Annotated in this window: 10 protein-coding genes and 1 tRNA gene; 3 read left to right on the forward strand and 8 right to left on the reverse strand. The window is 59.6% G+C overall.

What is annotated here, in order from left to right; all coding sequences use genetic code 11:
- Positions 1 to 14: 14 nt before the first annotated feature.
- The 4 genes from KHO31_RS09085 to KHO31_RS09100 form a co-directional block, all read right to left on the reverse strand.
- Positions 15 to 797 (reverse strand): substrate-binding domain-containing protein, encoded by a 783-nt coding sequence (locus KHO31_RS09085; protein ID WP_201074858.1) that lies wholly within the window; start codon positions 795 to 797, stop codon positions 15 to 17.
- A gap of 46 nt (positions 798 to 843) precedes the next feature.
- Positions 844 to 2142: an MFS transporter gene (tcuC, locus tag KHO31_RS09090; RefSeq protein WP_211623093.1), complete on the reverse strand. Its 1299-nt coding sequence runs from the start codon at positions 2140 to 2142 to the stop codon at positions 844 to 846.
- Between the two features lie 139 nt (positions 2143 to 2281).
- Positions 2282 to 4981, reverse strand: coding sequence for a CoA-binding protein (locus KHO31_RS09095; RefSeq protein ID WP_201084862.1), 2700 nt, complete (start codon positions 4979 to 4981; stop codon positions 2282 to 2284).
- A 10-nt stretch (positions 4982 to 4991) separates the two neighbouring features.
- Complete coding sequence (locus KHO31_RS09100; RefSeq protein ID WP_097393038.1) at positions 4992 to 6290, reverse strand: ATP-grasp domain-containing protein; 1299 nt, start codon at positions 6288 to 6290, stop codon at positions 4992 to 4994.
- Positions 6291 to 7076: 786 nt separating this feature from the next.
- Between KHO31_RS09100 and KHO31_RS09105 the strand changes: the two genes are divergently transcribed.
- The gene (locus KHO31_RS09105) at positions 7077 to 7523 is read left to right on the forward strand and encodes a lipocalin-like domain-containing protein (RefSeq protein WP_201084861.1); all 447 of its coding nucleotides are present in this window, start codon (positions 7077 to 7079) and stop codon (positions 7521 to 7523) included.
- Between the two features lie 223 nt (positions 7524 to 7746).
- Here the strand turns inward: KHO31_RS09105 and KHO31_RS09110 are convergent, their stop codons facing one another.
- Entirely contained in the window at positions 7747 to 8013 is a 267-nt protein-coding gene (locus tag KHO31_RS09110) for a DUF4148 domain-containing protein (protein WP_201074854.1), read from the reverse strand.
- A gap of 541 nt (positions 8014 to 8554) precedes the next feature.
- Here KHO31_RS09110 and KHO31_RS09115 point away from each other — a divergent pair.
- Positions 8555 to 8947 carry a DUF4304 domain-containing protein gene (locus KHO31_RS09115; RefSeq protein WP_201074853.1) on the forward strand — a complete coding sequence of 131 codons (393 nt, stop codon included), beginning with the start codon at positions 8555 to 8557 and terminating at the stop codon, positions 8945 to 8947.
- A gap of 222 nt (positions 8948 to 9169) precedes the next feature.
- Here KHO31_RS09115 and KHO31_RS09120 read toward each other — a convergent pair whose 3' ends face one another.
- Together KHO31_RS09120 and KHO31_RS09125 are read right to left on the reverse strand one after the other, a co-directional pair.
- A complete protein-coding gene (locus KHO31_RS09120) occupies positions 9170 to 9832 on the reverse strand; it encodes a glutathione S-transferase family protein (RefSeq protein WP_201074852.1) in 663 nt (220 codons plus the stop codon).
- Positions 9829 to 9972 carry a hypothetical protein gene (locus KHO31_RS09125; RefSeq protein WP_201075222.1) on the reverse strand — a complete coding sequence of 48 codons (144 nt, stop codon included), beginning with the start codon at positions 9970 to 9972 and terminating at the stop codon, positions 9829 to 9831. The genes KHO31_RS09120 and KHO31_RS09125 overlap by 4 nt, the downstream gene beginning before the upstream one ends.
- A 99-nt stretch (positions 9973 to 10071) precedes the next feature.
- On the opposite strand from KHO31_RS09125, the gene KHO31_RS09130 reads away from it, so the two are divergent.
- Positions 10072 to 11049, forward strand: a complete 978-nt coding sequence (locus KHO31_RS09130) for a helix-turn-helix transcriptional regulator (RefSeq protein ID WP_211623094.1) — start codon at positions 10072 to 10074, stop codon at positions 11047 to 11049.
- A gap of 213 nt (positions 11050 to 11262) precedes the next feature.
- Here KHO31_RS09130 and KHO31_RS09135 read toward each other — a convergent pair.
- Positions 11263 to 11352: transfer RNA gene (locus KHO31_RS09135), tRNA-Ser, on the reverse strand.
- Positions 11353 to 11480 lie beyond the last annotated feature (128 nt).

Genomic DNA, 11480 nt, shown 5'->3' on the forward strand with positions numbered 1-11480 from the left:
TCGTTGCCGCCGTCTCAATGCGTGGCGACGGAATCGAGCCCGGTCGATGTCACCTCCGGCTGCACGGCGGGCGACGCGAGATAGTCGAGCAGCGCTTTCGCCTCCTTCGGATGCTGCGCGCCGACCGGGATGCCGGCCGCAAAGCGCGTGACGGACTGCATCGACTCCGGAATCTTGCCGACGTACGCCGCGCCCTTCACCGGGAGCAACTCGCTCACCTGCTGAAATCCCACTTCGTAGTCGCCGGTTGCAACCACCGACGCCACCGGGATCTTCGGGATCATCTTCGCCTTGGTCTTCACCTGTTCCTCGATGCCTAGCCGCTTGAACAACTCGCGCTCGATATAAACACCGCTCGCGCTATCCGAGTAAGCGATCGACCGGGCATGCAGCAAGGTTGCCTTGAGCGCCGCCTCGGACCCGATGTCGGGCTTCGGCGCGCCGTCGCGCACCACCATGCCGATCCGCGAATCCGCAAGCTCGACGCGCGAATCGGGAATCACCTTGCCCTGCTTGATCAGGTCGTCGAGGGCGTAGCCGACCATGATCACCACGTCGGCAGGCTCGCCGCGCTGGAGCCGGTTCGGAATGGCCTCCGGCGACTTGCCCATCGACGGGCCGAGCGCGGTATCGAGCGTATTGCCGGTGGACGCCGCGAACTTCGGGCCGAGCAGCTTGTAGGCGGCGGTAAAGCCGCCCGAACTCATCACATGCAGATCTGCGGCCTGCACATTCGCCGCAGCGGCGCAGGTGCCGAGCAGCGCCGCAGTGCAGAGTTTCAGAAGAAAGGATTTCATGGGGCGATAGAATGTCAGTCTAATGTTCGAGGAGACGTGCGATGCTTCAGGGAGCCGCATGCAGCGGAACGCGACGGCGCCGGTACAGTGCGAGTGTTGCACCGAGCCCGCACACCGCGGCGAAGCTCATCCAGTAGCCTGGCGCGGCTTTGTCACCCGTCATATGAATGAGCGCGGTCGAGATGACGAGCGTAAAACCTCCGAAGACCGCCGTCGCGAGGCTGTAGGCGAGAGAGAATCCGGCGACGCGCACCTCGACTGGCATCACCTCGGTGAGCGCGACGACCATCGCGCCGTTGTAAATGCCGTACATGAACGAGAGCCAGAGCAGCACAAGCAGCATGTTGACGAAGCTCGGTGCGTGGGCCAGCAGCGACAGCGCCGGGTAGGCGGTCGCAATTGCCAGGATCGTCATCGCAAGAAGGAGCGGACGGCGTCCGATTCTATCCGACAGCGCACCACCGATCGGCAGCCAGATAAAATTGGAGACACCCACGCACAGCGTGACGAGCAGGCTGTCGGCAGTGCTCAGATGCAGGACCGTCTTGCCAAAGGTCGGCGCATACACCGTAATCAGATAGAAGCTCGTGGTGGTCATTGCGACCAGCAGCACGCCCGCGCTCACGACATTCCAGTTCTGCACGAGCGTCGTAAAGACTTCTTTCATGCTCGGGCGATGCTGGCGCTGTTTGAATTCCTGCGTTTCCTCGAGATTGCGCCGCAGGATGAAGATGAAAGGCACGATCATGCAGCCGACGAAGAACGGCACGCGCCATCCCCACGCAGCGATCGCCGCCGTGTCGAGCCACTGATTGAGCGCGAAACCGAGCGCGGCAGCGATGACGATCGCCACTTGCTGGCTCGCCGACTGCCAGCTCGTGAAGAAGCCCTTGCGGCCCGGCGTCGCCATCTCGGCGAGATAAACCGATACGCCGCCCAGTTCCGCACCCGCGGAGAAGCCCTGCAGCAGACGGCCAATGAGAACCAGGCCCGGGGCGAAGAGTCCGATCGTCGCATAGCCGGGCACGAACGCGATCAGGATGGTGCCGCTCGCCATGATCGACAGCGTGACGATCAGGCCCTTGCGGCGGCCGACATCGTCGATGTACGCGCCGAGGATGATCGCACCGAGCGGCCGCATCAGGAAGCCCGCGCCGAACACTGCGAACGTCATCATCAGTGAAGCGAACTCGCTCCCCGCCGGGAAAAAGACCGCGGCAATCTGCGTGGCATAGAAGCCGAACAGGAAGAAGTCGAACTGCTCCAGGAAGTTGCCTGCCGTCACGCGTAGCACGGCGGATGCCTTCGATTGCCCGGGGGCCAGCGGGGGTGAGGAGGGATGCATCGAGTTGTCTCCAGAAATTTTGAACTTGCGGTGTTCGGGCGATTTGTTGTTTGTCGAATATTCGCCCGAACCACACGAAACGATAAGTGCTATTTTCGAAACGATTGATGTCCGTTGGTTATCAGTGTCGGGGAAGCGCTCAAGCTACAAAGCGGCACTGGGACGCGGGCGTTCGGGTGTCCATGTTGCGCCCCCGGTTCAGGTGATCGTCGATTTCCGCCGCGCATCCGAGCATGCGGGGATAAAGGAAGATCGTGAACGCGGCGATTTCCAGATCAGTCTCGGTCAATTCACCACGTTGCAGCGGCTGCCACAGCATCTTCAGCAGCAGCGCTGCGATCACCGCATCGACGTTGACGCAATATACGTTGCGGGACACGCCGGTATCGAACAACGCCTGCACAAGTTCGCGATAGAACGCATGGAACACGTTGTATTCCCCGCGCTTCTCGCACAGGTCCGCGATGAACACTTCGCGCGGGTCGTGGTTGACCGGCCTGTCCTTGAAGACGGGATGGTTCACGCCCGGCAGCTTCGCGATGTCGAGGCTGCCGGCATGCTTCTGCCGGGCCTTGTACTGTGCATACCGCTCGACCGAGCGCTCGGCCAGCGAGCGCAGGTCCACGCCATGTGCAGGGTCGGACGGATCGGCGAGGCCGCTGTCCCCGAACGCTTCGATCAGGAACGCGATGCCCTCATAGCCGTTGCCGCCATGCGTATAGCCGGTATGCGTGAGAAAGCCGACCAGCGCCTTGTTCAGTTGCACTCGCGCTGGACTTTCCGGACCGTCGGCCGATACCGCGCCTTTTGCACCCTGCGCCGAGATGGCTCCCGGACCGTTGGTGAGCAGCAGACCTACGAGCGTCTTGAAAGCGAACAGATCGTCGGGCCCGGGCTCGAGGTTGAGCAGCGCGGCAAAGCAGATTTCCGTGAGGCTGTGTTCGTTCAGCAAAGCTTGCGTGGTAAAGCCGCAGAAGCCGTCTCGACGGTGTCGCGAGGCGTCCGCCGATGCGCCGATCAGCGTCCCGAACAGCATGGTCCACCAGGGCAGGCTCTCGGCCGTAACGCGCGAGATGCGCTTTCGCATCAGCGGTCCCCATGCGAGCGTCGTGGTGATTGCGGCCAGCACCGCGTCGGCCGTCGGGTGATCAGGCTGAGACGCGAGCCAGCGGACGAGGACCGACTGGGCCCCACGCTCGGCGAGTCCCGCGAGCATCGCCTCAGCGCGCGGATCGCTTGAGTCGGCGAAAAACGGCTCGCTGCCGCCCGCGTCGATCCGGGCGATGTCGAAGTTCTCATCGAGCGCGCTCGTAAGGCCGGCTGCCGAGAAGCGATCGATCATCCATTTCGCGGCATCCCGAGCCGCTCGCTGGCGATTCGGCCCGATGATCGAAGCCGCGGCGGCCAGGATCGCGTTGGGCGCGTTTCCGGCCTCGCGAGCGGCTTGCGCAGCCGCGAGTTCCGGTGTTCCGTGCAGATTGACGAACGCGGCGATCGCGACATCGATGAGCTTCTCGTCGTTCTCGCCGCCGAACTCGTGAAGCAGGGCAAGACTGACGTTCGCTTCGAGCGAATGCGTCGCCGCGTCGAGCATCGAGGCGCCATGCAGGCTGCTGACCTGCGTTTTCGCATCCATCTGCGATGCCCCCGACGCATCCTTCAACGCCTGACGTGGCGCAATCGCACCGACTTGTCGATTGACCTGCAAGACCTGCTCGTCGTAGGGCGCGACTGCTCCCACTACTGGGATCGCAAGGTGGGGCGGAAGCTGGATCCCCTGGTCGGAGCCGAACCACGGCTTGAGCGCAAGGCTGCCTTCGGGCTCGAAGTCAGGCATCGTCGCGTTGGCGCGCATGACGGCGGTCAGGGCCGCCGGGATATGCGCGATGTTCGTGACGACCGCGCCCGCGGCGGAGCAGCACGGATCGTCAGGCGTGAAGAGGCGGTCCACGCCGAACTTCTCCATGAACCAGCGCTCCTTGGCTTGCGCGTCGTCGGAACCGCCCGCCATCGCGCCCGCATGGCCGACCGCTCGCGTGAGGTGGCTCTTCCACCGGCCCACCACACAGGCGACCACCGGTTTCGTGAAGGCCGCATCAGCCTCGTAGTAGCCGCCCGGTTCGCAATAGAGCACAGCGGCCTTGCTGCGCGCATCGTTGGCGAGTGCGAACGCAAATTCCGGCGCGGCATAGTGGATGTAGACGTCCTTTCCGCTCGAGATGACGGTCGACGTGCCCCAGCCGCTCATCCGCAGGTACTGCGCGATCGTCGTGCTGAAGCCGCCGGAGTTCGAGAAGATGGCGATCGACCCCTTGCGCAATGAATCGTCCGGACTATCGCCGCCGAGTGCTCCGCCGATTCTCACGCGATTCCATGAGTCAGCGACGCCGAGCCCGTTCGCTCCGAAGATGTCGATGCCCGCCTGCTGAGCCATCGCGCGGATTTCGCGGGCGTCGTGCACGGCGATCTTCTCGGTGATGATGAAAATCTTCTTCAGATCGGGATTGACGCGGATCAGTTCGGCGACGCCGTCGCGGGCCGCCGATGGCGGTAGATAGACCACGCCGCAGTTGAACCGGTGCCCCGCTTCCAGACCCTCGCGGACGTTGTTGTAAACCGGAATATCGCCGATAGATGTGGCGAGCACCTGGCCGCCCTTGCCCGGCGCCGTGCCGAAGACAATATTGCCGCCCGAGAATGCATGACTGACGGGCGTCACGTCCGAAGACTCACCGCCCAGGATGTTAAGTACGCACACGCGATCGTCGCGCGTGGCGATCTGCGCGAGCGAGTTGACGCCAACGAAATACTTGAACTGGTTGCTGGTTTGCTTGCACATGTCGCTCTCCTCAGGCTTGACCCGTTTCGGTTTCGGTCGCGGGCGCGCCGATCCGTGCTGCGATCTCGGCTCGGCCGCCGGCGCGCATCCACGCATCCGCCTGCCGTGCGTACTGGATGACCTCACTGATGTCGGAATCGAATCCGAACAGCCGGTACGGCAGGCCGAGCGAGTCGCATGTATCCCTCAGCGCGGCCATCCCTCGCACGAGGTTCGGCCCTCCGCGGCCGAGCACCACGTAAAGCGGCGTCGGCCCATGCTCGCTGAAGTGTTCGCGAAGAGCATCGGCCATCGCTCGCAGCGTCTCGAAGATGTCGGTGTTATTCGACTTGCCGCCGATGATGAAAAGCACATTCGATTGCTTGAGCCAGTGCCTGAAGCAGATTCGGGCCACTTCCTTCATCTTCGCGTAAGGCGGATTGCCGCCGAAATCCGACGAGATGATCGCGGCGTCGCCGAGCATTTCAGTCACGAGCGAATTGGCGCCGCCTCCGAAGGTCGGCGCGAGGATTGTCCCCTTGTCGTTGATCACGTACACGTCGCTCTGCCCCTGGTGGGTGCGAAGCTGATTGATCTCCTGTTCGAAATCGGAGTAATCCGCGGAGAACAGGTGAGGCGGCAATCCGAGACGCGCCCAGCGCGGATCGTCGCGATCGAAGCCGCACTTGAAGTCGCAGGCAACCGGCGTGAGGCGTCCGTTCTTGTCCTCGCGCATGCGGATCGGATTCAGTTCCAGCGTAGTCATGCCGAAGTCGTGAAAGAGCTCCCAGAGTTTCGGCAACTGCTGAACCAGCGGCGAGATGATCTCCTTCGGCGCACCGATCTCGCTAAGCGCATTCGCGACGACGAACGCCTTCAGGCCGGTCAGCGCATCGAACGGCACCATCGCCACATGCTTCGGATCGACCTCTTCGATGTCCATGCCGCCCATGTGCGAAAGCGTCATGGTCGGCGCGCGAAAGCGGGTGGAATCAGTGATCGAGAAGTAGACCTCGTGTTTGGCCGGGACGCCAGCTTCGAACGTCACGCCGTTCGCCTTCGCTTTCAGGTGCCCGACCGTGTGCTCGGCGAAGTACAGCCGTTCCTTTTCGGCCAGCGCTGTCTTCAGATCGGTCGCGCGGCCCAGCAGGCCCGCCTTGCCCTTCTTGCCGACTCCGCCCTTGAAGACCGGCTTGATGAAGATCTGACGATGACGATCGATCATCGTCTTGATTTCCTCCTCGCTGGCGCTCGGACCGAGGATCTCACTCGCTGGGAATCCGACGAATTGCAACAGGCGTGCGCCGTGTAACATACCGGTGATTTGCATGGAAATGTCTCCTGAAGGTCATTGCGATAGAAAAGAAAACAGGCCGCTCGTTGCTGACGCGCTTCGGTCGTAAGCGACAGGTGTGAAACGCGGCCGTAACGCCGTTGGAGTTCGGCTTGGCGGGGCTCTGGCGTGCTTTATGTTGTCCGATGCCTGAACCGGCTGGACCGCGGAAAACTGCACGGCCCAACAAGGCAGGTCGCAGGAATGTCTTGCAGCGCGTTAGCAGCGCAAGTTCCGCCGTACATTGTGCATAGTCGTGTCTCCGATTCGTTTTACTTTCGTTCCAATGTCGCTGGAATCTTGAGTACAGATACTCACGCAAAAGGATCTACGCGATAAGTGCATTTTTTTGAAGCATTGATGTTCGGGTGTTATCAATGCAGTTGGATGAACGTGGCATCGCCGCCACGTTCCTCTCCGCAGCCTGTCGGGGCAGACGTGTCAGCGGTCCAAGCTCTGAGATGACTTCAGTTGATGGTCCGTTGTCGGCGAATGAAGGGACATTCGGTATTTGCCGGAGACCGTCCGTTCAGGGTAACGATGCGAGCCGGTCGTCGTTGGGCTCAGTGCGGCCAGATGCAGAGCTATGCAACTACCTCGGAAATTGCCCGTAAGCGGACGATTCCGGCCATGCGAGACTGATTGTTCTGGTGAACGATTGCGAGTAGTGTCGACAGAATCGGAGGATGCAAAATCGGATCCGGAATACCGGAATCAGCGTCATCCAAGACCTTGACTCAGTTTCGGTCCACACGACGTACTTGTCCTGGAAAGGTGGAAGCTATGGAGCAAGAGCGACAGAACTGGACCGGTCCGCACCTGGGAACGTGGAAGCTGCAGTCCTTCACGACTGAAGACCTGGCCACGGGCCAGAAGACCGATTTGTTCGGCGCTCACCCAAGCGGTTATCTCAGCTATGGTCCCGACGGCCGGATGTACGCAATTCTGGTCAAGGAAGGGCGAAAGGCGCCAACCGATTTGGTTCCAACCGAGGCGGAGCGCGTCGATCTCTACAGCGGGTTTAGCTCATACGCGGGGACCTACAGCATAGAGGGCGACAGGGTCAGTCATGATATTGATGCATCGTGGAATCAGTCGTGGACAGGAGTGACCCAGGTGCGTCAGTTCAGAATCGACGGCAAGTACTTGCACATCAAGACGCTGCCGGACAAGAACCCGATAACTGGCAGGGAAAGCATTTCCGTGCTGGTCTGGGTCAAGGTCGAGTAGAGTGGATCCACGCCGAGACTTCTCAACCCACACTAGACACAGCCGAGGGGCGACCACTCCCCCGCGCGCCTTGCGCATGTTAGTGCGAGCGCATCCAGCGCGATCAAGTCACTGTTTTCCACGTGACAGAAGTGCAAGCGCATTTCCCGATGAATTAGCCTCGTCAGCACCCGGGACGCAGCGCGGCGCGCAACACCGCACTGCGTCCCGGGCACATGCTCGCTCAATCCCCGCCCCCATAGAGCGCATTCAAGCGATCCAATGTGCCGTCCTTCTGGGCCCGCAGCAATTCCTGATAGACCTCCGCGCGAGTCTTGCCGAGGTGCGCACCGCTTTCACTGCCACCGACGGACGTGCCGCCCACGGCATCCGACGTCATCGCGGCGTTGCTGTCGGATGCCGTACTGGATGTATCAGTGTTGTCACCCGCATAGGCGAGTGTGGCGCATAAGGCCAATGCGGCAATAGGGATCAAAGTCAGAGTCTTCATCGTATTCTCCAGCATGGTGCGTGGATATAACCTCAACGCTGGCCGAAGTAACGCGGCATGCGCGGGGAGTTCGTGCGGTTCCACGAGAGGCATCAAGCCTCGTTGCGGGGACGCGGCACGCTCCTGCAATACCTGGGCGGACTTTCCTTTATTCCCGAGCTACCGTTTTTTGGGCGGGGCACTATGACCACCCCATAGAGGAATCGCTCGTTTCCGGTAACTTCTTGCGCACAGACTTGCGCGACCCTGGTTGCGTATGCCCTTCGCATGAGGCAGCACGCGGCCAGTTGGAGACGTTCGACGGCAACACTTGAATCGCTGACAAGCTTGACCTCACCTCAAGTGGAACCTGGGCCGAATCGCAGATCATCGAACCAGGCAACGGCACGGAAGAATTAAAACAGCGCGTGAAGATGCAACGTGCATTAGCGAGCTAATTACTTTTTTTCGACGATGCTGTTGCACCGTACAATCTGGCGAAAAAAGGCGGCAATCTGGCTGCCCCAAACAGCTCGAATTATATTTCTGACGGGACATGCCGATGAGCCGCGACGAAATGAACGGCGCGTTGAAAGCGCGTTTTGTTCCCGCACTTCGCCAGCTAGGGTTCAAAGGTTCTTTGCCTCATTTTCGACGGCAACGGGATAATCGAATCGATCTGTTGACGGTGCAGTTCGATCGCCACGGAGGAGGATTCGTTGTGGAGCTATCTCAGTGCGCTGTGGAGGGTATCACCACCCACTGGAGGAAATTCATTTCCGCGACCACGGTCACGGCGCACGATCTACATCCCAATCAGCGTCATAGACTCGGGTCGCTTGGGCCGAATACTGATCACTGGTTCAGATTCGACGACGGCACGTCACCGATGGCAGTTGCAGACTCACTATGCGCTTACATCGACGAGGCTGAGCGTTGGTGGGCTACCAGGTAAAGCCTCCTTTTGCGGCGGCTACGACTGCTCGGTCGCCTGCTGTGGAGGGCCGGGCGGCGATCTTCGGCCAGTTTTAGTCATTCGATACCTTCGCGAAGATCGCCGACGATCGGAGGGTATGACGCTCAGAAATGACTGCAAGTCACGACAGCACCGAACGCATGATGTCTCCCTCACCGCTCGTGCTCGAATGACGGTGGCACGCGTTTTTTCAACAGGCTGCTAGTTAAGTCCATGAAGAAAATCGGGGACCGCACTTCCAATCGAGGCAAGATATCCCGCCATAGCACCGGCAACTTTTCGCACGGCAGGCCGTGCTGTCATCCGTTCACGCCAAGCCAGCAGGTTGGGCGTCTCTCCTGTTATCGGCGCACCCTTGCGCGCGCCGAACAACTGCGCCATGTAAAACGCAATGTCGGCATAGGAATAGGTCTCGGCCAGAAATTCTCGATTGGCAAGAACTCGTTCCATGCGTCGATAATATTGCAACGCTTCGTTGCGCGCAGTCTGCGCCGCAGGATCATCCGGCGCATCTTCAAGTCCCATCAGTCGGACAATGTGGGGAAAATAGATTTCAGCGCAGCAGTGTTCGAGCTGACGCGCCATGGCGCGCGCCTCTGGATGCGCCGGCCATAAGGCGGGATTGGGCTTCAGGTCTTCAAAATACTCAAATATTTGCGTGGAATCGAAAATCTCCAGGTTGCCGTCTATGAGTACCGGCACCTGATGCTTCGGATTGACGCGCAATACGTCTGGATGTTTGGGGGCATAACCGAGCAGCTGGTCAAACGGAGCCATCACCAGTTCGAAGTCGATACCCTTCTCGTGCGCCGCAATCTCGACCTTGGCGCCGAACATGCTTAGGGGTCCGGAAATTATTTTCATTTGTCTCTCTTCAATTGATCTTGTGTCCCGGCAAACTCACGATCGAACAGATCGATCAACACGTCGCGTTTGTGGGGATGAAGGGTGTATTGGCGTAGTTCAATGACCTTGAGTTGCTTGTCGTCAATGCTCTTGTCCATGTTTGATCTTCGCATTGATCGAGCAGAGGAGGCATGTGGCAGATAATAAGTCCGTTAACATGACACCTTATGTCATGTATTTGAGGTCAGGTGTCATTTATGAAAGCTAGCCGCCTTTTGTCGATCATGATGATGCTGCAAGCGCGCGGGCGTATGACCGCACCGGCTTTGGCTGAAGCACTGGAGGTTTCCGAGCGCACGATCTTGCGCGATATCGATCAGCTCTCCACTGCTGGCGTGCCCATCTGGGCGGATCGAGGTCGCAACGGGGGATTTCAATTGCGCGAGGGTTGGAGTACCGATCTCACAGGGCTCACGGAGCACGAAGCGCACGCGCTGTTTCTGGCAGGTTTGCCTGGGCCTGCGACAGAACTGGGCTTGAACGGCATGGCAACCTCTGCGCGGCTAAAGATGATTGCCAGTCTGCCTCCGGACTCACGCGAGCAGGCTGATCGTGTCGCTAGCCGGCTGCACATTGACACTGTGGATTGGTACCGTGCTCAAGAAACGCCGTTATTTCTGCGTGAAGTCGCCGATGCCGTGTGGAGCTCGTACCGTATCGAAGTGAAGTATGAGAGTTGGCATGGTTTATCCCGCCGCGAACTTGAGTCGCTCGGTTTGGTGCTCAAGGGAGGTACCTGGTACCTGATTGCCAAGGTGGTGGGCAGGCCCGGCGCACTGACCTTTCGGCTAGCGAATATTAGTGAATTCAAGTCCTCCCGCCGCCGTTTCAAGCGTCCTGCGCGATTTGACCTGGCGAAGCACTGGCGCGACGCCATAGACCGCTACGAGACCGATCTTTGTCGGTTGACAGCACATATCGCCGTGTCGGCGCGCGGCGAGAATTGGTTGGTCAACGCGCGTATTAAAACCGCTCCAGTTTTGCAGGGTGCCGGTAGTGCGGAGGTGCCATCAGGATGGAAAGAGTTTTTGATGCCCATTGAATCCATCGAGCACGGCGCGCGGAAGCTGCTGGGATACGGTTCAAATTTGAAGATCGTAGGGCCGCGGGAACTTAAGAATAAATTTATGGAAGAGCTGTCACAGTTGAAAGCGCTCTATAGGAGGGGCGCGTAATTTTGGTGAGAGATGAAGCTAGGAAAGGTCGAACTGAGTCGGTCGTCATCCAGCTGTGTTCGGCCACGAACGTTCGCTTACGCAAAACATTTGCCGCGCTCACCCGCAATCGCCAGATCCTAAATTAGCGGCACAGTCTCCCGAACAACACAACTTAACCGCCCAAAAAGCAAAACCCCCGCAGAACTTTCGTTCTGCGGGGGTTTTTAAATTTGGCGGAAAGGGTGAGATTCGAACTCACGGTACCCCTAAAGGTACACTGGATTTCGAGTCCAGCGCATTCGACCACTCTGCCACCTTTCCGGGTCTTCCAACTCACAGCAACGGGGCCACTTGGTTGCTTCTGAGTCAGATCCAAGCGGGTCGTTGCTTGGGAGAGAAAGATTATAGAACAGATGAATCCGATTTCCAAGCCCCTCGTCAAAAAAATT

Source organism: Paraburkholderia domus (genome assembly GCF_905220705.1).
Taxonomy (GTDB): Bacteria; Pseudomonadota; Gammaproteobacteria; order Burkholderiales; family Burkholderiaceae; genus Paraburkholderia; species Paraburkholderia domus.